The sequence below is a fragment of the Janthinobacterium sp. genome (genome assembly GCF_009923995.1).
GTDB lineage: Bacteria > Pseudomonadota > Gammaproteobacteria > Burkholderiales > Burkholderiaceae_D > Janthinobacterium.
In genome coordinates this window covers 21,082-43,058 of record NZ_RFSK01000039.1, presented here as the reverse complement: position 1 = coordinate 43,058, position 21,977 = coordinate 21,082, and the positions used below count along the sequence as shown (strand labels likewise).

The 21,977-nt window shown below is 64.4% G+C and carries 25 protein-coding genes; 14 read left to right on the top strand and 11 right to left on the bottom strand.

The window, feature by feature from the left end:
- The first annotated feature begins 1 nt into the window (after position 1).
- On the top strand, positions 2-907 hold the full coding sequence (locus EBS11_RS18635; RefSeq protein WP_290605181.1) for an RluA family pseudouridine synthase: 906 nt from the start codon (positions 2-4) through the stop codon (positions 905-907).
- On the opposite strand, the gene EBS11_RS18630 is transcribed toward EBS11_RS18635, so the two are convergent.
- The gene (locus EBS11_RS18630; RefSeq protein WP_077399376.1) at positions 904-1,680 is read right to left on the bottom strand and encodes an exodeoxyribonuclease III; all 777 of its coding nucleotides are present in this window, start codon (positions 1,678-1,680) and stop codon (positions 904-906) included. The genes EBS11_RS18635 and EBS11_RS18630 overlap by 4 nt on opposite strands.
- A 109-nt stretch (positions 1,681-1,789) precedes the next feature.
- On the opposite strand from EBS11_RS18630, the gene pyrE reads away from it, so the two are divergent.
- A complete protein-coding gene (gene pyrE, locus EBS11_RS18625) occupies positions 1,790-2,452 on the top strand; it encodes an orotate phosphoribosyltransferase (RefSeq protein ID WP_092803624.1) in 663 nt (220 codons plus the stop codon).
- A gap of 13 nt (positions 2,453-2,465) precedes the next feature.
- The gene (locus EBS11_RS18620) at positions 2,466-2,792 is read left to right on the top strand and encodes a phosphotyrosine protein phosphatase (protein ID WP_290605177.1); all 327 of its coding nucleotides are present in this window, start codon (positions 2,466-2,468) and stop codon (positions 2,790-2,792) included.
- Here the strand turns inward: EBS11_RS18620 and EBS11_RS28380 are convergent.
- Together EBS11_RS28380 and EBS11_RS18615 are read right to left on the bottom strand one after the other, a co-directional pair.
- Positions 2,728-2,991 carry a GNAT family N-acetyltransferase gene (locus tag EBS11_RS28380; protein ID WP_365955716.1) on the bottom strand — a complete coding sequence of 88 codons (264 nt, stop codon included), beginning with the start codon at positions 2,989-2,991 and terminating at the stop codon, positions 2,728-2,730. The genes EBS11_RS18620 and EBS11_RS28380 overlap by 65 nt on opposite strands.
- Entirely contained in the window at positions 2,988-3,731 is a 744-nt protein-coding gene (locus EBS11_RS18615) for a sulfite exporter TauE/SafE family protein (RefSeq protein ID WP_290605175.1), read from the bottom strand. Before EBS11_RS18615 ends, EBS11_RS28380 begins: the two co-directional genes overlap by 4 nt.
- A gap of 124 nt (positions 3,732-3,855) precedes the next feature.
- Between EBS11_RS18615 and EBS11_RS18610 the strand changes: the two genes are divergently transcribed.
- The 5 genes from EBS11_RS18610 to EBS11_RS18590 all read left to right on the top strand — a co-directional run bounded on the left by EBS11_RS18610 (position 3,856) and on the right by EBS11_RS18590 (position 6,782).
- On the top strand, positions 3,856-4,749 hold the full coding sequence (locus EBS11_RS18610) for a LysR substrate-binding domain-containing protein (RefSeq protein WP_290605173.1): 894 nt from the start codon (positions 3,856-3,858) through the stop codon (positions 4,747-4,749).
- A gap of 21 nt (positions 4,750-4,770) precedes the next feature.
- Positions 4,771-5,646, top strand: coding sequence for an alpha/beta fold hydrolase (locus EBS11_RS18605; RefSeq protein ID WP_290605171.1), 876 nt, complete (start codon positions 4,771-4,773; stop codon positions 5,644-5,646).
- 93 nt (positions 5,647-5,739) lie between these two features.
- Positions 5,740-5,931 carry a YqaE/Pmp3 family membrane protein gene (locus tag EBS11_RS18600; RefSeq protein ID WP_010393172.1) on the top strand — a complete coding sequence of 64 codons (192 nt, stop codon included), beginning with the start codon at positions 5,740-5,742 and terminating at the stop codon, positions 5,929-5,931.
- Between the two features lie 72 nt (positions 5,932-6,003).
- Positions 6,004-6,468 (top strand): carboxypeptidase regulatory-like domain-containing protein, encoded by a 465-nt coding sequence (locus EBS11_RS18595; protein WP_290605169.1) that lies wholly within the window; start codon positions 6,004-6,006, stop codon positions 6,466-6,468.
- On the top strand, positions 6,468-6,782 hold the full coding sequence (locus EBS11_RS18590; protein ID WP_290605214.1) for a hypothetical protein: 315 nt from the start codon (positions 6,468-6,470) through the stop codon (positions 6,780-6,782). Before EBS11_RS18595 ends, EBS11_RS18590 begins: the two co-directional genes overlap by 1 nt.
- A gap of 6 nt (positions 6,783-6,788) precedes the next feature.
- Here EBS11_RS18590 and EBS11_RS18585 read toward each other — a convergent pair whose 3' ends face one another.
- The 6 genes from EBS11_RS18585 to gatC all read right to left on the bottom strand — a co-directional run bounded on the left by EBS11_RS18585 (position 6,789) and on the right by gatC (position 13,101).
- Positions 6,789-7,826 (bottom strand): oxidoreductase, encoded by a 1,038-nt coding sequence (locus EBS11_RS18585; RefSeq protein WP_290605168.1) that lies wholly within the window; start codon positions 7,824-7,826, stop codon positions 6,789-6,791.
- A gap of 94 nt (positions 7,827-7,920) precedes the next feature.
- On the bottom strand, positions 7,921-9,168 hold the full coding sequence (locus EBS11_RS18580) for a M56 family metallopeptidase (RefSeq protein WP_290605166.1): 1,248 nt from the start codon (positions 9,166-9,168) through the stop codon (positions 7,921-7,923).
- A complete protein-coding gene (locus EBS11_RS18575) occupies positions 9,165-9,548 on the bottom strand; it encodes a BlaI/MecI/CopY family transcriptional regulator (RefSeq protein ID WP_290605164.1) in 384 nt (127 codons plus the stop codon). The genes EBS11_RS18580 and EBS11_RS18575 overlap by 4 nt, the downstream gene beginning before the upstream one ends.
- Positions 9,549-9,740: 192 nt before the next feature.
- Positions 9,741-11,276 carry an Asp-tRNA(Asn)/Glu-tRNA(Gln) amidotransferase subunit GatB gene (gatB, locus tag EBS11_RS18570; protein WP_290605212.1) on the bottom strand — a complete coding sequence of 512 codons (1,536 nt, stop codon included), beginning with the start codon at positions 11,274-11,276 and terminating at the stop codon, positions 9,741-9,743.
- A complete protein-coding gene (gene gatA / locus EBS11_RS18565; RefSeq protein WP_290605162.1) occupies positions 11,251-12,735 on the bottom strand; it encodes an Asp-tRNA(Asn)/Glu-tRNA(Gln) amidotransferase subunit GatA in 1,485 nt (494 codons plus the stop codon). The genes gatB and gatA overlap by 26 nt, the downstream gene beginning before the upstream one ends.
- A 63-nt stretch (positions 12,736-12,798) precedes the next feature.
- Positions 12,799-13,101 carry an Asp-tRNA(Asn)/Glu-tRNA(Gln) amidotransferase subunit GatC gene (gene gatC, locus EBS11_RS18560; RefSeq protein ID WP_290605160.1) on the bottom strand — a complete coding sequence of 101 codons (303 nt, stop codon included), beginning with the start codon at positions 13,099-13,101 and terminating at the stop codon, positions 12,799-12,801.
- 351 nt (positions 13,102-13,452) lie between these two features.
- On the opposite strand from gatC, the gene EBS11_RS18555 reads away from it, so the two are divergent.
- The 6 genes from EBS11_RS18555 to EBS11_RS18530 all read left to right on the top strand — a co-directional run bounded on the left by EBS11_RS18555 (position 13,453) and on the right by EBS11_RS18530 (position 20,401).
- The gene (locus EBS11_RS18555; RefSeq protein ID WP_010393186.1) at positions 13,453-14,496 is read left to right on the top strand and encodes a rod shape-determining protein; all 1,044 of its coding nucleotides are present in this window, start codon (positions 13,453-13,455) and stop codon (positions 14,494-14,496) included.
- 104 nt (positions 14,497-14,600) lie between these two features.
- Positions 14,601-15,662 carry a rod shape-determining protein MreC gene (gene mreC / locus EBS11_RS18550; RefSeq protein ID WP_290605150.1) on the top strand — a complete coding sequence of 354 codons (1,062 nt, stop codon included), beginning with the start codon at positions 14,601-14,603 and terminating at the stop codon, positions 15,660-15,662.
- On the top strand, positions 15,659-16,171 hold the full coding sequence (mreD, locus tag EBS11_RS18545; protein WP_092716741.1) for a rod shape-determining protein MreD: 513 nt from the start codon (positions 15,659-15,661) through the stop codon (positions 16,169-16,171). Before mreC ends, mreD begins: the two co-directional genes overlap by 4 nt.
- A gap of 12 nt (positions 16,172-16,183) precedes the next feature.
- Positions 16,184-18,157 (top strand): penicillin-binding protein 2, encoded by a 1,974-nt coding sequence (gene mrdA, locus EBS11_RS18540; protein WP_290605145.1) that lies wholly within the window; start codon positions 16,184-16,186, stop codon positions 18,155-18,157.
- Positions 18,158-18,224: 67 nt separating this feature from the next.
- Positions 18,225-19,340 carry a rod shape-determining protein RodA gene (gene rodA / locus EBS11_RS18535; protein WP_290605143.1) on the top strand — a complete coding sequence of 372 codons (1,116 nt, stop codon included), beginning with the start codon at positions 18,225-18,227 and terminating at the stop codon, positions 19,338-19,340.
- Positions 19,340-20,401: a septal ring lytic transglycosylase RlpA family protein gene (locus tag EBS11_RS18530; protein ID WP_290605142.1), complete on the top strand. Its 1,062-nt coding sequence runs from the start codon at positions 19,340-19,342 to the stop codon at positions 20,399-20,401. The genes rodA and EBS11_RS18530 overlap by 1 nt, the downstream gene beginning before the upstream one ends.
- A 107-nt stretch (positions 20,402-20,508) precedes the next feature.
- Here the strand turns inward: EBS11_RS18530 and EBS11_RS18525 are convergent, their stop codons facing one another.
- Together EBS11_RS18525 and EBS11_RS18520 are read right to left on the bottom strand one after the other, a co-directional pair.
- Positions 20,509-21,204, bottom strand: a complete 696-nt coding sequence (locus tag EBS11_RS18525; RefSeq protein WP_290605140.1) for an SPOR domain-containing protein — start codon at positions 21,202-21,204, stop codon at positions 20,509-20,511.
- Complete coding sequence (locus EBS11_RS18520) at positions 21,198-21,974, bottom strand: type III pantothenate kinase (protein ID WP_290605138.1); 777 nt, start codon at positions 21,972-21,974, stop codon at positions 21,198-21,200. The genes EBS11_RS18525 and EBS11_RS18520 overlap by 7 nt, the downstream gene beginning before the upstream one ends.
- Positions 21,975-21,977: the final 3 nt, after the last annotated feature.

Sequence of the window (21,977 nt, the reverse complement as noted above, 5' to 3'; positions counted from 1 at the left end):
CATGTCCAGCCGTCACGCTGCCGCACCGTTGCCCATGCGTGACGGCGTGGCGCCCAGTTATCTGTGGCTGCCGGAGGGGCAGTGGCCCGGCATGCTCGCCTTCCTCGTCGCGCGCTATCCGCAGATCAGCGCCGCGCAATGGCGGGACCGCATGGCGCGCGGGGAAGTGGTCGATGGCGAGGGCGCGGTGCTGGCCCCGGACAGCGCGTACCGGCGCGGCATGCGCATCTTTTACTACCGCGAGCTGGAGCGCGAAACGCCGATTCCGTTCCAGGAAGCGATCCTGTTCCAGGACGAGCATCTGGTGGTGGTCGACAAGCCGCATTTTTTGCCCATGACGCCGGGCGGGCGCTTCGTGCAGGAGACCCTGCTCACGCGCCTGAAGAGAAACCTGGACTGCGCCGAACTCACGCCCATCCACCGTCTGGACCGCGAAACGGCCGGCGTGGTGATTTTTTCGCGCCAGGTCGCCAGCCGGGGCGCCTACCAGTCGCTGTTCCAGCGCCGCGAAGTGCGCAAGACCTACGAGGCGCTGGCGCCGGCATTGGCGGAGCGCGACTTTCCGTTCACCTACCGCAGCCGCATGGTCGAGGGCACGCAGTTCTTCCTCATGCGGGAAGAAGCGGGCGAGCCGAATTCGGAAACCGTCATCGACGTGATCGAACGGCGCGGCGAGTTGAATCTGTACCGGCTGCAGCCGCACACGGGCCGCAAGCACCAGCTGCGCGTGCACCTGGCCGCGCTGGGCATCCCCATCGTCAACGATGCGTTTTATCCCGTGGCCCTGCCGTGCAAGGAAGACGACATGTCGCAGCCCTTGCAGCTGCTGGCGCGCGCCATCGATTTCACGGACCCGTTGAGCGGCGCGCCGCGCCGTTTCGAGAGCCGGCGCAGCCTGGAGGCTTAAGCCTTGAGCGTGTAGTCGATGATCAGCGGCGCGTGGTCGGAAAAGCGCTCGTCCTTGTAGACGCTGACCGTGTGTGCCTGGGCCGCGATGCCGGGCGTGGCGACGTGGTAGTCGATGCGCCAGCCCACGTTCTTCGCGTAGGCCTGTCCGCGGTTGCTCCACCAGGTGTACTGGTCTTCGCGCTTGTCCAGGCCGCGGTGCACGTCGACGAAGCCCACTTCGTCGAAGACGCGCGTCAGCCATGCGCGTTCCTCGGGCAGGAAGCCGGAATTCTTCTTGTTGCCCTTCCAGTTTTTCAGGTCGATTTCGTGGTGGGCGATGTTCCAGTCGCCGCAGATGACCACTTCGCGGCCCAGCGCCTTCAATTCCAGCAGGTGCGGCAGGAACAGTTCCATGAAGCGGAACTTGGCTTCCTGGCGTTCCGGGCCGGACGAACCGGACGGGCAGTACACGGAAATGACGGACAGGTTGCCAAAATCACAGCGCACATAGCGGCCTTCGGCATCGAATTCCGGGCTGCCGAAACCGATATGCACGGCGTCCGGTTCCACCTTGCTGTACACGCCCGTGCCCGAATAGCCTTTTTTCTCGGCGTAGTGGAAATGGCCATGGTAGCCGTGCGGGTTGAGGAATTCCGGCGTCATGTCGGGCAGCTGCGCCTTCAATTCCTGCACGCAGATGAAATCGGCCGTTTGCGTGCCCATCCAGTTGAAAAAGCCTTTTTTGGCGGCGGAGCGGATGCCGTTCAGGTTGGCGGAGATAATTTTTGGCATAGATTGAGAGTGAAAAGGGCGCTGGACGGGGCCGGCGGGCGCGGCATGGCGATTGTCTCGCCGCTGCGCGCGGATTAAAATACAGGCACTTTTAAAAAATGAGGCTAATGTGAATAATTTACGCCAGCAGTTTATCGCGTTTTCAGTATCCAAGGGAGTCTTGCGGTTCGGCGAGTTCACCACCAAGGCCGGGCGCCAGTCGCCGTACTTCTTCAATGCGGGCCTGTTCCATGACGGTGCCACCCTGGCCGAGCTGGCGCAGTTCTACGCGCAGACCCTGCTCGACTCGGGCGTGGAATTCGACATGCTGTTCGGCCCCGCATACAAGGGCATCACCCTGGCGTCGGCCACCGCCGTGGCGCTGGCCGGCAAGGGCCGTAACACCTCGTTCGCCTTCAACCGCAAGGAAGCCAAGGACCACGGCGAAGGCGGCACCATCGTCGGCGCCAAGCTGCATGGCAAGGTTGTCATCATTGACGATGTGATCTCGGCCGGCACGTCGGTGCGCGAATCGGTGGACATGATCCGTGCCGCCGGCGCCGAGCCATGCGCCGTGCTGATCGCCCTGGACCGCATGGAGCGCTCCGGCCCGGACGGCCAGCTGTCGCCAAGTTCGGCGGTGCAGGAAGTGTCGAAACAATATGGCATCCCCGTCATCTCGATCGGCAACCTGGACGACCTGTTCGGCTACCTGAACGGCGCTGGCGCCGATCCGGAACTGCTGCAGCACAAAGAAGCCGTTTCCGCTTACCGCGCGCGCTACGGCATCTGATGTTCACGCGCGCTTGAACGTCCTCTTCGTTTGCAGCCGCAACCAGTGGCGCAGTCCCACGGCGGAGCGGGTATGGCGCCGCCATCCTGCCCTGTCCGTGCGTTCGGGCGGTACCAGTCCGAACGCGCGCCATCCCGTCAATGCGAATGACCTGGCCTGGTGCGCGGTGATTTTCGTGATGGAAGAGAAGCACAAGTCGCGCCTGCGCGCGCAGTTTGGCCGCCTGCTCGAGCATAAGACCATCCACGTGCTCGACATCCCCGACGAGTATCAATTCATGCAGCCGGAGCTGGTCGAGCAGCTCGAACTGTCGGTCGCGTCCATTCTCGGCCTCGATTGACCCAGCGCACCTGCGCATAGCGCCGCAGGATTTCGCGCATCAATGCCCTGGCCACGCCGCGATGGCGAAATGGCGGTTTCACAAATAGCATGTTGAGCGTGGCTTCGCCGCCGCAGGGGCTGAAATCGAGCATGGCCACCTGCTGCCCATCGATGCAGGCCGACAGCGCATGCTCGCCCCAGGGCAGCACGTCTATCATCCCAGCCATGGCTTGACCGCCGAATGCAGGCCCAGGGCGAACAGCCCGACAAAAAAACACCGCTTGAACACCTGCTGCGAGATGCGCCCGCGCAGCCATTGGCCGGCCAGCATGCCCGCGATCGCCGGCAGCAGCGCATACGCCGAAGCGCCCGCCGCACCGAGGCCTAAGTCGCCGTGCAGGGACAGGCTGGCCGCCAGCGCCACCGTCGAGACGGTAAACGCCAGGCCCAGCGCCTGTACCAGCGCATCGCGCGCCAGGCCCAGTCCCTGCAGATACGGCACGGCGGGGATCACGAACACGCCCGTGGCGGCCGTCACCAGGCCCGTCGCGGCGCCCATCACGGGACCCAGCCACGCTTCGTGCCGGGCGGGCACGCGCAGCTGCAGCGAAAACAGGCCGGCCAGCGCGTACAGCATCAGCGCCACGCCCAGGGCGACGACGGCCCAGGCGCCGCTATCCTTCGGCAGCAGCGCGCCGCCCGCCAGGGTGCCGGCCATGACGGCGGCCAGCATGGGCCACAGGCGCCGCAGCAGGGCGCGCAGGCCGGGACCGGCCGCCAGCTGCCACACGTTCGTCACCATCGAGGGCACGATCAGCAGCGCGGCCGCCTGCACGGGCGCCATGACGAGGCTGAGCGTGCCCATGGCCACGGTCGGCAAGCCCAGTCCCACTACGCCCTTGACGAAGCCTGCGGCGATGAAGCTGGCGCCGACGGCCAACAGGAATGCGATATCCATGTTTTGATTTAAGAATGAACGTGCATGGATTTTGCGCGCCGCGCGCGCTTTCGCCAAGGTGGATTATCCGCAGTCAGCCTATGTTAGAAGCGAAGGCTGGTAAGATGGCGCAAAGGAGGACGCCATGCGTTTTGATCTGGTCGACTTGCAGCTGTTTGTCAACGTGGTGGAGGCGGGCAGCCTGACGGCGGGCGCCGCGCGCAGCCATCTGGCGCTGGCCTCGAGCAGCGCGCGCGTGCGCGGGATGGAGGAGATGCTGGGCATGCCGCTGCTGCTGCGCGGCCGGCGCGGCGTGGAGCCGACGCCCGTGGGACAGACCCTGCTGCATCACGCGCGCCTCGTTTTAATGCAAATGGAGAAAATGCGCGGAGAGCTGGGCGAATTTGCGCGCGGCTTGAAAGGGCAACTGCGGCTGCTGTGCAATACGGCGGCGCTCAGCGAATTCCTGCCCGAGGCGCTCGGCGCTTTCCTCGACCGCCATCCGAACCTGACCATCGACCTGGAAGAGCGTCTCAGTTACGATATCGTCAAGGCCGTCTCGGAAGGGCTGGCCGACATGGGCATCGTCTCCGATTCGGTGGACATGCGCGGCTTGCAGACGTTTTTGTTCCGCCCCGACCGGCTGGTGGTGATTGCGGCGGCGGACGGCGTGCATCACCGCGCCCTGGGGCAGGATGGTGTCGTCGACTTTGCCAGCGTGCTTGATCACGATTTCATCGGCCTGGCCGACGACAGCGCGATGCAGCAGTACCTGGGCCTGCACGCGGCGCGCCTGGGTCGTCCGCTGAAAGTGCGCGTGCGACTGCGCAGCTTCGATGCCGTCTGCCGCATGGTGGCCAGCGGCGTGGGCGTGAGCGTGGTGCCGCTGGCGGCGGCCAGCCGCTGCCAGCAGACGATGGCGCTGCGCTGCCTGGAATTATCCGATCCCTGGTCGGTACGCAATCTGACGATTTGCGTGCGCCAGTTCAGTGAATTACCCCTGTATGCGCGCCAGTTGATCGATCACCTGAAGGCGTGACAGGGCATGACAGGAGCAGCGATGCGTTTTTCAGAAGACAAGATGGCCAGCCTGCGGTGCAGCGACGGGGTCGAGCGGCCCATCCACATCTGGGAGCCGCCGCAGCCGCAGCCGCCGCGCGCCGTGATCCTGGCCATCCACGGCGGCATGGCGCATGCGGGCGACTACGTCACGCCGGCGCTGTATTTCCGCCAGCACGGCATCGCCACCGTCAGCTTCGACATGGTGGGCCACGATGGCAAGCGCAAGGTCGACATCCCTTCCTTCGACGCCTTCCTCGACGACGAAGAGCTGTTCCTCGCCTGGGTCAAGGCTGCGTATCCGGGCGTGCCGATTTTTGTCATGGGCCATTCCATGGGCGGGCTGATCGCCACGCACCTGGGACTACACCGTTTTGCGGGCGAGCCTGCCATCAAGGGTTTTATCATTTCATCGCCGTACTACGTGAACGCGATTCCCGTGCCGAAGCTGATGCAGATGCTGTCGGGCTGGCTGGCCAGGCACTTTCCCACGATGAAGGTGCCGCTGGGTAACCTGACCATGCTGCTCACGCACGACCAGACGATTACCGCGCGCCATTTCCAGGACGAGCGCGACGGCATCCGCGCCAGTGCGGCGACGGTGCGTTTCGCCCATGCCTTGCTGTCGGCGCAAAAGGCGCTGGCGGACGGCCTGTCCGGCTGGACCTTCCCCCTGTTCGCCGTGGTGGCCGGTGACGACAAGCTGGCCAGCAGCCGCGCCACGGAAAGCATGCTGCGCAGCGTGCCCGATGGCTTGCTCGACTATCATTTTTATCCGGCCAATTATCACGAGAATTTCAACGAACTGAACCGCGAAGTGATCTTCGCCGCCATCCTGGACTGGATGGAAAAACTGCTCGCACCCGTGCCGGCGTGAGGCGCCAGTATCGTTATAATCGGACTAATGAATTTTACCGCCGGTCCAGCCGGTCCGGTCCCCGCGGCACAGGGGATGCACAAGGAAACAACTATGCGCTTGCTGATTGCTTTGATACTCCCATGGCTGACCTTTTTCACCATAGGCCGCCCGATTGCCGGCATCATCTGCCTGATACTGCAAATTACCGTGATCGGCTGGCTGCCAGCCACGATCTGGGCCGTGTATGCGCTGAGCCAGTACAAGACGGACCAGAAGATCGCCGAGGCCATGCGCCGGCGCTAACGATGCGCTAAGACTGGCCTAAGCTTCGCTTTCTATCTTGATTCATATCAACCACACATGATGGAGAATAAGATGGCACTTAACAGACGCGGTATTGTGGGCCTGGCGGGAGCGGTGTTGAGCGTCGGTCTTTTGCTGGGCGGCGTGGCGCAGGCGCAAGCCGACAGTGCGCTGCCTGCTGTGCAGAAGAGCGGGGCGGTCGAATACCTGAGCGGTGGCATCGGCCTCGATGAATCGACGGCCATCCAGAGCGCCAGCCGGCACTGGCCATTGAGCCTGGTGTTTTCCGTGCAGGCGGCGCCACGGGCGGAATATGCTTCCGACGTGAAGCTGGAAATACGCGATGCGAAGGGGGCCATGCAGCTCGAGACCACGGCCAGCGGCCCCTTCCTGCTGGCCAGGCTGGCGCCGGGCAGCTACAGCTTGCGCGCCACCCTGGCGGGCAAGACGCTGGAGCGCAAGGTACAGATCAAGGCGGGCAGCTCCGCGCGCGTGGAACTGGTCTGGCCAGCGGGAACGAACCAGGGCAAGACTTGATGCCTGGCGACGGCAAGGCGCCTGAACGGGGCTTGTCGGCGCATATCCTGCCCACGTCGGCGACGATGATCGGCGTGTGCATGACCGTGCTGTCGATCGGGCACCTGGCGCCGCGCGGCGACGTGCGCGTGGTGATCGACAAGCTGCTGGCAGGCGACGCCGTCGTGTTTCTCGTCAGCGCCGTGCTGTCCTTCATGTCGCTGCGCCCCGGCCAGTCGCGCCTGCGCTACGAATGGTGGGGCGAACTGGTGTTCATCTGCGGCCTGGCCATGCTGGCGCTGGGCGCCGTGGTGCTGGCCTTCGTCATCAACTGATGCCGATCAGCTGACCTCGAGCACGCGGCCTTCCGCAGCGCTGTGCAGGGCCAGTTCGATCAGACGTATCGTCGCTGCCGCATCCTCGGCCGCCACCGGTGCCGGCGCGCCATGACGGATGGCGTCGGCCATGCCCTGGTAAAAGTCCTGGTAGCGGCCCGCCTGCATTTCCAGGTGTTCAACATGTCCGTCCGGCTGCGCTCCCAGGTGCAGTGCGCCGCGCACGGGATCCACGCCCCAGCCTGGCTGGCCCGGCCTGCCGCCCGCCTTCAAGGCGTCTTCCTGCGGGTCGAGGCCGAACTTCACGAAACTGCCCTTGTCGCCATGCACGGCGAAGCGTGCCGTCGGCGCCTTCACCAGGCAACCGGCCTGCAGCACCACGCGCAGGCGCTCGTAGTACAAAACGATGTGCATGTAGTCGACGGCCTGCGCGTTGTCGCGCTGCAGGGCGATGTCGGCATACAGCTTTTCCGGCTTGCCGAACAGCTGCATGGCCTGGTCCAGCATGTGCGGTCCCAGGTCGTACAGCAGGCCGCCGCCGGGTGCCGCGGACTCGCGCCAGCGCTGGCGGATCTCGGGGCGGAAGCGGTCGAAATGCGATTCGACGCTGGCGATGCGGCCCAGGGTGCCCTGCGCCAGCAGCGCCTTGAGCGTCAGGAAGTCGCCATCCCAGCGCCGGTTGTGGTACACGCTGAGCACCAGCTGCTTCTTGTTTGCCAGGTCGATCAGGGTCTGCGCTTCAAAGCTGGAAATGGTGAAGGGCTTGTCGACCACCACGTGCTTGCCTGCCTGCAGGGCTGCCAGCGCCAGGCTGAAATGCGCCTCGTTGGGGGCGGCGATGACCACCAGCTCGATCGCCGGGTCGGCAAACAGCTGCGCCGCTTCGGCGTAGACAGTCGCTTGCGGCCAGTCCTTGTGCACGAGCTCAGGCTTGCTGGAGGCGACGGCCGACAGTTCCAGTGCCTCGATGGCGGAGAGGACGGGAGCGTGGAAGGTGGAGCCGGCAAAGCCGTAGCCGACCAGTCCGGTTTTGATCTTGTTCATGGCGTGTTCACAGGGGCGTGGAAGAATCCATGATCATACCCGCAAGCGGGCGGCGGCGGCGCTGCAGCAAAGTTGCAACGCCGCCGCTGCTGCTTTAGTTCAGTCTCCAGACGTATTGCACCTTGACGCTGGCACTGACTGGCTTGCCGCCAGCCAGGGCCGGCTTGAACGTGCACTTGGCGATGCCGCTGCGCGCCGCTTCGTCGAGGGCCGGGTGGCCGCTGCTGTTGAGCACGCTCGACCCGCGGACCTTGCCGGCGGCATCGACATCGAAGGACATGTTGACCGTGCCCTCTTCCTTTGCCTGCAGCGATGCGGCCGGGTAGACGGGTTTGCCGCAGACGCCAAAGTCGATGACGGGGCGGCGCTCCAGTACCGGCGCGCTGTCGGCGGCGACGGCCTGGCCGTAGATGCCGAGACAGGCGCCGGCCAGGGCCAGCAGCGGCACGGCCGCCTTCCAGTTCAGGGTTTGTGGTGCGGGGCGCAGCAGTCGTTTGATACGTGACATAAGATCTCCTCCGTTGGCCGCCTGGGCCAGGTGGTGGGTTGAGAACTGGAGACGTTCCAGTTCCGAGAGTGCAAGAGCCAGACGCCGCGGTTCGCCCAGTTGTCTTGCTGCGAAATCATCTGCAATGTGTTCCCGTTCGAGGCGCACGCCGCGTGAAATCCACCAGACGGCAGGGTGGAAGAACAGCAGCGCCTCGATGACGTTTTGCAGCAGGTTGAGCAGATAGTCGTGGCGCCGGATGTGCGCCAGTTCGTGCGCCAGCAGCGCTTCGAGCAGCTGCGGCGGCATGCCGGTGATCAGCGCTGCGGGCACCAGCACCATGGGGCGCCAGATGCCGGCCGTGAGCGGACTGGCGATGTCGTCGAGTATGCGCAGGCGCACGGGACGCGTCACGCGCGCATCCTGCGCCATGCGGGACAGGCGCGCCTGCCAGGAGGCATGCGTGGCCCCCATCCTGCTGGCGCTGCGTTCTATCCACAGCATGCCCAGCGCCATGCGCAGGGCCAGCAGGGCGGCACACAGCGCCCACACGCCGACGATGGCGCGCAGCAGCAGGTGCAGGTCGGGCAAGCTGTCGGGCACCAGCAGTGCGGCCGGCAGCAGGGGATTGGTGAACAGGACGCCGCTTGCTTGCGTGTCCGCCAGGCGCAGGTACAGGCCCGCCGCCGGCCAGGCCAGGCAGGCCAGCAAGGCGCCGCAGCCGACGGCGTAGCGCGCCTCGGGACGCGCATTGCGCAGGGCGGCCCAGGCCAGTGCCGTGGCGCAGCCGATCAGCAAACCTTGCCACAGGAAGTGCAGCAGGGTCCAGCCCAGGGCCGGCACGAAGCCGCTCATGACTGTTCATCCTTGAGCATTTTTTCGATTTCCGCGCGTTCGGCGCGCGATACGCCCGTGCGCAGGGCCGCCAGCACCAGCGCCTTGGCCGAGCCGGCAAAGGCTTTCTGCATCAAATCCTTCAGCAGGTTCGTCTGCAGGCTGTCCTGCGCCTGGGCCGGCGCATACACGTGCGAACGCTGACTTTCGTCGCGGATCAGCAAGCCCTTGCCATGCATGATCTGCATCAGGCGCAGCACGGTGCCGTAGGTGATGGCCGGCTTGGCCAGCGCCATCGCCTCGTGCACCTGCTTGGCCGTGGCGGCGCCCAGCGGCCACAGTGTTTGCAGCAGATCGAGTTCGGCTGCCGTCGGTTTCGGGATGTCGTGCGTCTTGGCCATGCTGTTTTCCTCTTGCCTGAAATTCAATATGGCTAGCTTAAACCTTGTAGACAAAAATGTATACTTTAATTTGCAGCGACACAGAAACGCCTTCCAGGCATGGAAAAAAATCTAGACAAGCTTGTTTATGCGTGGGTTCTACGGGCGAAAAAAAAGACGCCGCAGCGTCTTTTTTGGAGGGAGCGTAAAAAATTATCCCGCCAGCTTGGCCTTCAGCAGTTCCGTCAGCTGGGCCGGGTTGGCCTTGCCTTTCGACGCTTTCATGGCTTGGCCGATCAGCGCATTGATGGCCGCTTCCTTGCCGGCGCGGTACTGCTCCACCGACTTGGCGTTCGCTGCCAGCACTTCGTCGACGATGGCTTCCAGGGCACCCGTGTCGGAGATCTGCTTCAGGCCCTTGGCATCGATGACGGTGTCGACCAGGTTCTCGTCGCCGGACTTGGCTTCCCACATGCCGGCGAAGACTTCCTTTGCCGCCTTGTTCGAGATGGTGCCGTCGGCAATGCGCTTGAGCATGGCGGCCAGCTGCGCCGGAGAGACCGGGGCGTCATCCAGGTCCACGCCTTCGCGGTTGACGGTCGACGACACGTCGCCCATCAGCCAGTTGGCGGCGGCCTTGGCATTTTCCTTGCCGGCCTTGTCGACGACGGCGACGAAATAGGTGGCCATGGCTTTCGACTGCGTCAGTACCAGGGCATCGTATTCCGGCAGGGCGTATTCGCTGATGAAGCGCGCGCGCATGGCGGCCGGCAGCTCCGGCATCGAGGCCTTGACCTGGTCGATCCACTCCTGCGAGATGACCAGCGGCGGCAGGTCCGGGTCCGGGAAGTAGCGGTAATCCTGGGCGTCTTCCTTGCTGCGCATTTCACGCGTTTCCTTGCGGTCCGGGTCGTACAGGCGCGTCGCCTGCACGACCTTGCCGCCGTCTTCGATCAGCTCGATCTGGCGGCGCACTTCGACGTGCACGGCTTCCTCGATGAAGCGGAAGGAGTTCAGGTTCTTGATTTCGCAGCGCGTGCCGAATTCCTTCTGGCCGACGGGGCGCACGGAGACGTTGACGTCGCAGCGGAACGAGCCTTCCTGCATGTTGCCGTCGCAAACGCCCAGCCACATGACCAGCGAGTGCAGGGCCTTGGCGTAGGCCACGGCTTCGGCGGCGCTGCGGATTTCCGGTTCCGAGACGATTTCCAGCAGCGGCGTGCCGGCGCGGTTCAAGTCGATGCCGCTCATGCCCGCATAGTCTTCGTGCAGCGACTTGCCCGCGTCTTCTTCCAGGTGGGCGCGCGTCAGGTTGACCGTCTTGGTGACGAATTCGCCATCCTTTTCATAGCCGAAGGTCAGGGCGCCGCCGATGACGACCGGGTCCTCGAACTGGCTGATCTGATAACCCTTCGGTGAATCCGGATAAAAATAGTTCTTGCGCGCGAAGACCGAGTGCGGCGCCACGGTGGCACCCACGGCCAGGCCGAAGCGGATGGCGCGGTCGACGGCCTGCTTGTTCATCACGGGCAGCACGCCCGGCAGGGCCAGGTCGACGGGGCTGGCCTGCGTGTTGGCTTCGGCGCCGTACTTGATCGGCGAACCGCTGAAGATTTTGGATTCGGTCGTGAGCTGCACGTGGTTCTCAAGACCGATGACGACTTCCCATTGCATAGTGTTCTCGCTTAATTTGGTGGCGCCGCCAGTGGCGGCGCGTTTGTTCTTAGATGCCGGCCGGGCTGCGCGTATGCCAGTCCGTCACTTGCTGGAATTGGTGGGCCACGTTCAGCAGCCTGGCTTCGCCAAAGTAGTTGCCGATGATTTGCAGGCCGACGGGACGCTTGCCGTTTTTCTCGCCTTCGCCGAAACCGCAAGGGATCGACATGCCGGGCAGGCCGGCCAGGCTGGTCGACAGGGTGTAGATGTCGGCCAGGTAGTTCGCCACCGGGTCGTCCGTCTTGTCGCCCAGGTCCCAGGCGACGGTCGGCGCGACGGGGCCCATGATGACGTCGCAGACGGCGTTCGGGCCATTCAGGACGGCGTCGAAGTCCTGTGCGATGAGGCGGCGGATCTTCTGCGCCTTCAGGTAGTAGGCGTCGTAATAGCCGTGGCACAGCACGTAGGTGCCGACCATGATGCGGCGCTGCACTTCCGGGCCGAAGCCTTCGGCGCGCGACTTCTTGTACATGTCCTGCAGGTCCTTGTACTCGCTAGCGCGGTGGCCGTAGCGCACGCCGTCGTAGCGCGACAGGTTCGACGACGCTTCGGCCGGGGCGATCATGTAGTAGGCGGGAATCGACAGGGCGGTGTTCGGCAGCGAGATGTCGACCAGGGTGGCGCCCAGCTTTTCATACTGCGCCAGCGCGCCGCGCACGGCCGCTTCCACGTCCTTGGCCAGGCCCTCGCCGAAATACTCGCGCGGCACGCCGATGCGCAGGCCCGTCAGGGGCTGGCCCAGTTCGCGCGAAAAATCTTCCGTCACGCCGCCCTGTTCCGGCGACAGGCTGGTCGAGTCGCGCTCGTCGAAGCCGGCCATGGCGCTCAAGAGCAGGGCACAGTCTTCGGCCGAGCGGGCCATCGGGCCGCCCTGGTCCAGCGAAGAGGCAAAGGCGATCATGCCGAAGCGCGAGACGCGGCCATAGGTCGGCTTGATGCCGGTGATGCCGCAAAAGGCGGCCGGCTGGCGGATCGAGCCGCCCGTGTCGGTGCCGGTGGCCGCCGGCGTCAGGCCAGCCGCCACGGCGGCCGCCGAACCACCGGACGAGCCGCCCGGCACGGCCGTCTTGTCCCAGGGGTTCTGCACGGCGCCGAAGGCCGAGTTTTCGTTGCCGGAACCCATGGCGAATTCGTCGCAATTGACCTTGCCCAGGGTGACCATGCCGGCCGCCTGGAATTTTTCCACCACGGTGGCGTCAAACGGACTGGCGTAGTTGGCCAGCATCTTCGAGCCGGCCGTGGTGCGCCAGCCTTTCGTCACGAACAGGTCCTTGTGCGCGATCGGCACGCCCGTCAATGGCGTGGCCGTGCCGGCGGCGATGCGCGCATCGGCTTCGGCAGCTTGCGCCAGGGTCAGGGCACGGTCGACGTGCAGGAAGGCGTTCGAGTTGTCTGCTGCGATGCGGTCGAGAAAATGCGTCGCCAGTGCAACGGCGGAAATTTCCTTGTTCTGCAAAAGCGTGGACAGCTGTTTGATGGATTTTGTATGCATGGCGTTTCTATTTGATTTTATTCGGCGGAAGACGAGCGTACTCAGCGAGAACGCGAAAGATGCTTATTCGATCACTTTTGGCACGAGGTAGAGTCCGTCCTGCACTTTCGGCGCCACGGCCTGGTAGGCGTCGCGGCGATTCTGCTCGGTGGCGACGTCCTCGCGCAGGCGCAGGGCGATATTGTCCATGTGGGCGGCCAGCGGGTGGCTCAAGGGTGCCACGCCATCGGTATTGACGGCTTGCATTTGCTCGGCCAGTGCAAAAATTTTGTTCAATTGATCCAGCGACGTGACGGCCTGGTCGTCGGCCATTTCAAGTTGTGCCAGGTGGGCGATGCGTTTTACGTCGGATAGTGTCAGGGACATGGCAAATGGCGCGGAGTGCCGCGCATTAGTATTAAGTTGGCGTTTTGATAAAACGCGGGTATTTACTGCTCTTTTGCTCACAAAAACCGAGGAATGCCGCGTAACTCGCGGCTGCAAGAGTCGCACTTTTCCATGGTTTTTGGGCAAATCGCATTCAAATTATAAGGTAGAATGGCGGGTTAATGCGTTGCCGGCGCTGATGGACCGCTGCCGCAGCATAGAAAAGATTGCGCAAGCGCCAAGCGAAACCCGGAAAAATCGCCTTCATGGATTTTCAGGGTGCCTGAAAGCGCCCGCTTTGAAACTCCCCATAAACAGCTTTTGCGCAGCTCGATGCGCTACAGGACACTCATGTTTGGTTTTTTACGCAGGTATATCTCCACCGATCTGGCCATTGACTTGGGCACGGCCAACACTCTTATTTATGTACGCGGCCTCGGTATCGTCCTGGACGAGCCATCCGTCGTCGCCATCCGCCAGGAAGGCGGTCCGAATGGCAAGAAGACCATTCAGGCAGTCGGCAAGGAAGCCAAGCAGATGCTGGGCAAGGTGCCGGGCAATATCGAAGCGATTCGTCCGATGAAAGATGGCGTGATCGCCGACTTCACCGTGACCGAGCAGATGCTCAAGCAGTTCATCCGCATGGTGCACGACTCGAAATTCTTCCGTCCTTCGCCGCGCATCATCATTTGCGTGCCGTGCGGTTCGACCCAGGTCGAGCGCCGCGCGATCCGCGAATCGGCCCTGGGCGCCGGCGCCTCGCAGGTATACCTGATCGAAGAACCGATGGCAGCGGCCATCGGCGCGGGCCTGCCCGTGTCGGAAGCGACGGGCTCGATGGTGGTCGACATCGGCGGCGGCACGACGGAAGTGGGCATCATCTCGCTGGGCGGCATGGTCTACAAGGGTTCCGTACGCGTCGGCGGCGACAAGTTCGATGAAGCCATCGTCAACTACATCCGCCGCAACTACGGCATGCTGATCGGCGAACAGACGGCCGAAGCCATCAAGAAGGCCATCGGTTCGGCCTTCCCGGGTTCGGAAGTGAAGGAAATGGAAGTCAAGGGCCGCAATCTGTCCGAAGGCATCCCCCGTTCGTTCACCATTTCCAGCAACGAGATCCTCGAAGCGCTGACGGATCCGCTGAACAACATCGTCTCGGCCGTGAAGAACGCGCTGGAACAGACGCCGCCGGAACTGGGCGCTGACATCGCCGAAAAAGGCATGATGCTGACGGGCGGCGGCGCACTGCTGCGCGACCTGGACCGCCTGCTGATGGAGGAAACCGGCCTGCCGGTGCTGGTGGCCGAGGACCCGCTCACCTGCGTGGTGCGCGGTTCCGGTATGGCACTGGAACGTATGGACAAGCTCGGCTCGATCTTCTCCTACGAATAATCTGACAGAAGGGCCGGAAACCATCTCCGGCCTTTTTTTGGTTTTGGCGCCGGCGTTTGCCCGGGGCCTGTACGTTGGCGCACTGCGCCTGATTATTGGATGTCATGGAATACAGTCCTCCGCCACTTTTCAAACAAGGCGCCTCTGCCCGCGTCAAGATGATGGTGTTCGCCGGCATTTCTATCGCCCTGCTGCTGGTCGATTCGCGCATGCACGCGCTGACGGCCGTGCGCCAGGCCGTCGGCACCGTGCTGTATCCGGTGCAGATGGCGGCCCTGGTGCCGCGCGACGTGGCGCTCGGCGTCGGCAATTACTTTTCTTCGCTGTCCGCCCTGGAAAAACAGGTGCGCGACCTGAAGCACGAACAGATCGCCTCGGCGCAGATCCTGCAGCAGGCGCAGCTCAACATCGTGGAAAACAACCATTTGCGCAAACTGATGGAGGCGCGCGAGCGCGTGCCCGTCAAGACCCAGTTGGCCGAAGTGCTGTATGACACGCGCGATTCGGCCACGCGCAAGATCGTGCTCGACCGCGGCATCCAGAACGGTGTCGAACTGGGCCGTCCCGTGATCGACAACCTGGGCGTGGTGGGACAGGTCACGCGCGTCTTCCCGTTTACGTCCGAAGTGACTCTGCTGACGGATGAAGAGCAGGCCATTCCCGTGCAGCTGCTGCGCAACGGTGTGCGCAGCGTGGCCATCGGCCGCGGCAAGTCCGGCACGATGGAACTGCGCTTCACGGCCCCCAGCGCCGACATCCAGATCGGCGACATCGTCATTACCTCCGGTCTCGATGGCCTGTACCCTGCCGGCCTGGCCGTGGCGCGCGTGACTCTGGTCGAACGCAATGCGCACGGCCCGTTCGGCCGTGTCGTGTGCCAGCCGCTGGCCGGCATCGAACGCAATACCCAGCTGCTCATTCTGATGACGTCGCCCGAGATTCCACCGCGTCCGCCCGCCGAAGATGTCAAGACGGGCCGCAAGATCGCCGGCAAGATGGCGCCGATCAAGGACCCGGCGGCGACAACCCCGGCCGCCGCGCCCGCCGCCAATGCGGCGACGGCGCCAGCGGCGAAGCCGCCTGCTGCACCTGCGCCGAAGCCGGCAACTGCGCCGGCCGCGACGCCAGCGCCGGCCGCCGTGCCACCGAAGGAGGCGACACGATGAACCGCCCGCACTACATCCTGCTGCCCGTCAGCCCCCTGTTCATCGGCTTTTCCCTGCTGTGCGCGTTTCTGCTGAACTTGCTGCCATGGGGACAGTTCGTCGGCGTGCCCGATTTCGTCGCCCTCGTGCTGGTCTTCTGGGGCATCCACCAGCCGCGCAAGGTCGGCATCGGCGTGGCATTCTTCATGGGCCTGATGATGGACGTGCACGACTCGACCCTGCTGGGCGAGAACGCGCTGGCCTACACCCTGCTGTCGTACTTTGCCATCATGATGCACCGCCGCGTGCTGTGGTTCCCCATCATGACGCAGGCGCTGCACGTGCTGCCGCTGCTGCTGCTGACGCAGGCGCTGCAACTGCTGACGCGCTTGATCGTCTCGGGGCGCTTTCCCGGCTGGCTCAACTTCATCGAGAGCTTCGTTGCCGTGGCCCTGTGGCCCTTCGTCACCTGGATCCTGCTGGCGCCGCAGCGCCGCGCCGTGGACCGCGACCACAATCGGCCGATTTGACGGGCGCCTGCCATGACTGAACTTAAGAATACCGAGCGCGAACTGCATTTTTTCCGCATGCGCCTGACCGTGCTGGGCGGGCTCGTCTTCGTCTGCTTTTCGCTGCTGCTGGCGCGCTTCATCTGGCTGCAGGTGATCAAGCACGAGGATTACGCCACCAAGGCCGAGGACAACCGCATCGCCGTCGTGCCCATCGTGCCCACGCGGGGCCTGATCCTCGACCGCAATGGCGTGGTCCTGGCGCGCAATTACTCGGCCTACACGCTGGAAATCACGCCGTCGAAACTCAGTGCCAGCCTCGATTCCGTGATCGACGAGCTGTCGACCCTGATCCAGGTCGACATCAAGGACCGCCGCCGCTTCAAGAAACTGCTGGAAGAGTCGAAGAATTTCGTCAGCGTGCCCCTGCGCACGCGCCTGACGGACGAGGAAGTGGCGCGCTTCACGGCGCAGCGTTTCCGCTTCCCGGGCGTGGAAGTGCAGGCGCGCCTGTTCCGCCAGTATCCGATGGGCGAGATCGCCTCGCACGTGGTGGGCTTCATCGGCCGCATCAACCGCAATGAAGCCAAGACCCTGGAAGAGGGCGAGGACGCGGCCAATTACAACGGCACCGACCATATCGGCAAGGAAGGCCTGGAGAAAAGCTACGAGAAGCAGCTGCATGGCACCACCGGCTATGAAGAGGTGGAAGTGTCGGCCGGCGGACGCGCCATGCGCACCCTGTCGCGCACTGCCGCCACGCCCGGCAACAACCTGATCCTGTCGATCGACATCGAACTGCAGAAGGTGGTCGAGGAAGCGTTCGGCGAATGGCGCGGCGCGGCCGTGGCGATCGACCCGGCCACGGGCGACATCCTGGCCTACGTCTCCAAGCCAGGCTACGACCCCAACCTGTTCGTCGACGGCATCGACCAGCAAAGCTGGAACGAGCTCAATACCTCGCTGGACCGGCCGATGGTCAACCGTCCCCTGTCCGGCACCTATGCGCCTGGTTCGACCTTCAAGCCCTTCATGGCGCTGGCCGCGCTGGAGCTGGGCAAGCGCACGCCGAGCCAGTCGATTTCCGACCCCGGCTTCTTCATCCTGGGCGGGCACACCTTCCGCGACGACAAGGTGGGCGGCCACGGCACGGTCGACATGCACAAGTCCATCGTCGTCTCGTGCAACACCTATTATTACCAGCTGGGGCGCGACATGGGCATCGATGCCATCCACGACTTCATGAAGCCGTTCGGCTTCGGCCAGCTGACGGGCATCGACCTGAATAACGAAAAGACGGGCGTGCTGCCGTCGACGGAATGGAAGCGCAACCGCTTCAAGACGCCGCAACAGAAAAAATGGGTGGGCGGCGACACGATTTCGGTGAGTAACGGTTCCGGCTACAATTCCTATACGCCGTTGCAGATCGCCCACGCGACGGCCAACCTGGCCAATAACGGCGTGGTGATGAAGCCGCATCTGGTGAAGATCATCGAAGACGCCAGCACGCGCGCACGCACCCTGACGGTGCCGAAGGAAAGCTACCGCATCCCGCTCAAGCAGGAAAACATCGATACCATCAAGCGCGCCATGGTGGGCGTGACCAGCGAACAGGGCGGCACGGCCGCGCGCATCTTCGCCGGCGTGCAGTATACGGTGGGCGGCAAGACGGGCACGGCGCAGGTGGTGGGCATCAAGAAGAACGAGAAGTACAACGCCAAGCTGCTGGCCGAACGCCTGCGCGACAACGCCCTGTTTACGGCCTTCGCGCCGGCTGACAAGCCGCGCATCGCGATAGCCATCGTGGTGGAAAACGCGGGCTTCGGCGCCGGCGTGGCCGCGCCGATCGCGCGCAAGGCGCTCGACTACTACCTGCTGGGCAAGCGCCCGAGCGACAAGGAAAAGGACACCACCAAGGTGCCCAAGGAAGATGTCGACGAAGTGCGCACCCTGGAAGAAATCACGGACGAGCAGGCTGCCCCGGCGGCGCCTGCCAGACAGCAATGAAACCTGACTTATTACGAGAGGCGCTCGCCATGGCGGCGCGCCCGACCCCAAGGCACTAAGGAAGCACATGCCCATTAACGAGAGGCGCTCGCTGTGGCGGCGCGCCAAACCCTACCTGGCGGTGTTCGATCCGCCGCTGATGATCATCATCCTGATGCTGCTCAGCACCAGTTTGCTGACCCTGTATTCGGCCAGCATCGGCATCCCCGGCAAGATCGAGGACCATCTGCGCAACATCCTGCTGTGCTTTTTCGTCATGTGGGTGGCGGCCAATGTCACGCCGCAGATGATGATGCGCATTGCCGTGCCCGCGTACACGGTCTCGGTGCTGCTGCTGGTGGCCGTGGCGCTGTTCGGCACCATCAAGCTCGGCGCGCGGCGCTGGCTGCACATCGGCGTGATCGACATCCAGCCGTCCGAGTTCCTGAAGATCGCCACGCCGCTGATGCTGGCCTGGTTTTTCCAGCAAAATGCCGGTTTGCTGCGCTGGAAATCCTTCCTGATCGCGGCCGTGCTGCTGCTCGTGCCCGTGTACCTGATTGCGCGCCAGCCCGACCTGGGCACGGCGCTGCTGGTGGTGGCGGCCGGCTTTACCGTGATTTTCCTCGCCGGCCTGTCGTGGAAGGTGATGCTGGGCCTGTTCCTCGTCGTTGGCTGCTACCTGCCCGTCGCCTGGTCGCACATGCACGACTACCAGCGCGACCGCGTGATGATGCTGATCGACCCGACCAAGGACCCGCTGGGCAAGGGCTTCCACATCATCCAGTCCATCATCGCCATCGGTTCCGGCGGCATGACTGGCAAAGGCTGGACGCATGGCACGCAAGCCCACCTGGAATTCGTTCCTGAACGCACCACCGACTTCATTTTTGCCGTGTATTCCGAGGAGTTCGGCCTGGTCGGCAACTTGATCCTGATGCTGATGTATTTGCTGCTGGTGGGACGGGGGCTGATGATCGCCGCCAATGCCCCCAGTTTTTTCACTCGCCTGCTGGCAGGAGCGATAACGATGATTTTCTTTACTTACGCCTTTGTAAACATGGGCATGGTCAGCGGCATTTTGCCGGTGGTCGGCGTGCCCCTGCCTTTCCTCAGCTACGGCGGCACTGCGCTGCTGACCCTGGGCGTGGCCACCGGCATCCTGATGAGCATTCAGCGTCATCGCAAGCTGGTGCAGACCTGATGCGCGCGCCTTTCGACACGCTCGCTATGCGCGGGCCGAATGTTGCCACACTGCTGGCCGTCCTGCTGACCCTGGCCGCCTGCGGCACCACGCCGACCAAGTCCGGCTCGGGCAACGTGCCGCTGCCGTCCGGCGGCAAGGTCAAGGTGCCAGTGCGCCAGGACCCCACCCTGCCGGCGTTGCCGGCGGCCGGGTCCGGGCGCGGCGGCTACTACAAGGACGATGGCCCGGGCGACAATCCCCCGCCCAACCTGCGCGACGTGCCCGATGCGGAAGTGCGCAACGAGCCGTATTCCACGCGCTCGAACCGTCCCTACGTCGTCTTCGGCAAGACCTACACGCCGATCACCGACAACGAGCCGTTTACCCAGAAGGGCACGGGCACCTGGTATGGCAAGAAATTCCATGGCCAGCGCACTTCGTCGGGCGAGATCTACGACATGTACAAGATGACGGCGGCCCACCCGACCTTGCCGATTCCCTCGTATGCGCGCGTGACGAGCATCGACAGCGGCGAGCAGGTGATCGTGCGCATCAACGATCGCGGACCGTTCCACGCCACGCGCGTCATCGACGTGTCGTACACGGCGGCGCTGAAACTGGGCTTCCTGGGCAAAGGGAGCCACCAGGTGGTGGTCGAGCGGCTGCTGCCGGCCGATATCGATGCCATCCTGGCCGCCCGCGCGGCGCCGAAGCCGGCGCCGCTGACGCCATCGGTGGTGGCCATTTCCATCGATACGCCGGTGGAAACGGGAGAAGTGGTGCAGCCGGTCGTGTCGTCGCAATTGGTCGCCGTCGACGCGACGGTCGCGGCACCGGCGCCGGCAGCGCTGGAAAGCGGCTTCTATCTGCAGCTGGGTGCGTATTCGCGCGCCGACAATGCGGAAACGGGGCGCGCGCGCCTGGCGCCGTACACGGCCCTGGGGACCCTGGGCGTGGTGCAGGCAGGCAATCTGTTCCGTCTGTATGGCGGCCCGTTTTCCAGCCGTGCCGATGCGGCACGGGCGGCGGCCAGCTTGCCGGAATCGACCGGGATCAAGCCCATCGTCATCCAGCGGTAGGTGCCTGAAAAAGTGCATGGCGTTGTTGCCATGCCTTGTCGTACATTCGTACTGCCTGCGGCATGGCGCCTGGCCCTGAATAGTTTGCCAGACGCGCCTGGCGCAGCTTATTTGCAGCTGCGCAGATCTTGGTCCGGGAATTGCGCCTTGATCTTTTCCAGGCGCGCGCGCGTGGCCGCGTCGAGGTCGCGGAACTGGTAGGCCAGCTGCTTGCTGGCCGTGTAGCGGGGAGCGATGCGGGCGCTGTGCACGCCCTGCTTGTTCAGCGATGCCAGCTGGGTCTGCGCGCCGCTTTCCGACTTGAAGACCCCCAGTGAAATGCCCCAGCGCGTCGGGCTGCTTTCATTCATGATGAAGTAATTCGTCACGCCCAGCTGCTTCAATTCGCCGGCCTTGCGGTCGGCACCTTCCTTGCTGCCCTGCGGGGGGATGTACACCATGTAGCTGGACACTTCCTGGCCAGCCACGTTGCGGCGCGACTGGCGGTCGCCCAGGTCCAGCGCTGCGACTTGCGCCTCAAAGCGGCGCGCGTCGGCCAGCAGGAAATTGCCCACCTCCGTGCATGCGTACGACAGCGGCGGCGCCGCTACGGCCGGCGCCGCCGCCGTTTCTTCGGTGGCGGCTGGCGCCGCGGGCGCCATGGCCTGCTCCTGCGTCAGCAGGGTGAGCCTGGTCGCCTGCAGCTGGTTTTTCAGGCGCCCCGGCTCGTGCGTCTCGCTGCGAAAACTGCCCAGGTAGCCCTGGCCGATGGCGAACACCAGCAGGTTGACGCCGGCGAGCAGCCAGAAGACGAATTTCAGCACGTGTGTTCTCCTTGAGTTCCTGGCTCGTCGCCTGCGCGCGCGGCCGCCTGCAGGCCGAGCATGACGATATTGTCCACCAGGTGCAGCGGCACGGGCAAGGCCAGGGCTGGCGCGATGCGCGGCGCGGCGCCACCGGACAGCAGGCAGGCGCTGGCGCCATGCATGCGCACGGCCCGTTCGATGGCGCCCGCCTGCGCCGCCAGGCAGCCCGACAGGATGGCATCGTCCGTGTTGTCGGCGAAACCGGCCGGCAGGGGACTGTTGCCGGCGATCTGCGGCAACTGCGCCGTATTGCGCGCCAGCGAACTGGCCATCAGGCCCAGTCCCGGCAAGATCATCCCGCCCAGGAAGACGCCGTCGGCCGTGACGGCGTCGATGGTGGTGGCGGTGCCGCAATTGGCGACGATGACGGCCTGGCCCGGCGCCAGCGCATGGGCGCCGATGGCGGCGGCAAAGCGGTCGCAGCCCAGTTGCGACGGCTCGCGGTAATCGTTCGTCACGCCGGCCAGCGCCGGCAGCGAAGCGAAGGTGGCGATGGCTTGCGTCGGGAGGCTGGCCGGCAGCTGCGCCCGCAGGCGCGCGCCGATGGCCGTTCCCGCCACGTTCGACAGCAGCACGGCGGAGATGGCCAGGCTGCGCCAGGCCGCCTGCAAGGTATCGAGCTGGGCGTGCGTCACGGCGCCGCTGGCCAGCCAGGCGCCGGGTGCGCCGGCGGGAGCTGCCAGCGCCCACTTGATGCGCGTGTTACCGGCGTCGATCAGCAATAGCATGTA

Coding starts and splice junctions, on each gene's coding strand:
- EBS11_RS28380 (WP_365955716.1), bottom strand. CDS start 2,991: ATGATAGACGTGCTGCCCTGGGGCGAGCATGCGCTGTCGGCCTGCATC.
- gatC (WP_290605160.1), bottom strand. CDS start 13,101: ATGTCCCTGACACTATCCGACGTAAAACGCATCGCCCACCTGGCACAA.
- EBS11_RS18580 (WP_290605166.1), bottom strand. CDS start 9,168: ATGAGCGGCTTCGTGCCGGCCCTGGGCTGGACCCTGCTGCACTTCCTG.
- EBS11_RS18555 (WP_010393186.1), top strand. CDS start 13,453: ATGTTTGGTTTTTTACGCAGGTATATCTCCACCGATCTGGCCATTGAC.
- EBS11_RS18585 (WP_290605168.1), bottom strand. CDS start 7,826: ATGAACAAGATCAAAACCGGACTGGTCGGCTACGGCTTTGCCGGCTCC.
- gatA (WP_290605162.1), bottom strand. CDS start 12,735: ATGCATACAAAATCCATCAAACAGCTGTCCACGCTTTTGCAGAACAAG.
- rodA (WP_290605143.1), top strand. CDS start 18,225: ATGCCCATTAACGAGAGGCGCTCGCTGTGGCGGCGCGCCAAACCCTAC.
- EBS11_RS18520 (WP_290605138.1), bottom strand. CDS start 21,974: ATGCTATTGCTGATCGACGCCGGTAACACGCGCATCAAGTGGGCGCTG.
- EBS11_RS18630 (WP_077399376.1), bottom strand. CDS start 1,680: ATGCCAAAAATTATCTCCGCCAACCTGAACGGCATCCGCTCCGCCGCC.
- mreC (WP_290605150.1), top strand. CDS start 14,601: ATGGAATACAGTCCTCCGCCACTTTTCAAACAAGGCGCCTCTGCCCGC.
- EBS11_RS18610 (WP_290605173.1), top strand. CDS start 3,856: ATGCGTTTTGATCTGGTCGACTTGCAGCTGTTTGTCAACGTGGTGGAG.
- mreD (WP_092716741.1), top strand. CDS start 15,659: ATGAACCGCCCGCACTACATCCTGCTGCCCGTCAGCCCCCTGTTCATC.
- EBS11_RS18615 (WP_290605175.1), bottom strand. CDS start 3,731: ATGGATATCGCATTCCTGTTGGCCGTCGGCGCCAGCTTCATCGCCGCA.
- EBS11_RS18600 (WP_010393172.1), top strand. CDS start 5,740: ATGCGCTTGCTGATTGCTTTGATACTCCCATGGCTGACCTTTTTCACC.
- EBS11_RS18575 (WP_290605164.1), bottom strand. CDS start 9,548: ATGGCCAAGACGCACGACATCCCGAAACCGACGGCAGCCGAACTCGAT.
- EBS11_RS18590 (WP_290605214.1), top strand. CDS start 6,468: ATGCCTGGCGACGGCAAGGCGCCTGAACGGGGCTTGTCGGCGCATATC.
- EBS11_RS18635 (WP_290605181.1), top strand. CDS start 2: ATGTCCAGCCGTCACGCTGCCGCACCGTTGCCCATGCGTGACGGCGTG.
- EBS11_RS18605 (WP_290605171.1), top strand. CDS start 4,771: ATGCGTTTTTCAGAAGACAAGATGGCCAGCCTGCGGTGCAGCGACGGG.
- EBS11_RS18530 (WP_290605142.1), top strand. CDS start 19,340: ATGCGCGCGCCTTTCGACACGCTCGCTATGCGCGGGCCGAATGTTGCC.
- EBS11_RS18595 (WP_290605169.1), top strand. CDS start 6,004: ATGGCACTTAACAGACGCGGTATTGTGGGCCTGGCGGGAGCGGTGTTG.
- mrdA (WP_290605145.1), top strand. CDS start 16,184: ATGACTGAACTTAAGAATACCGAGCGCGAACTGCATTTTTTCCGCATG.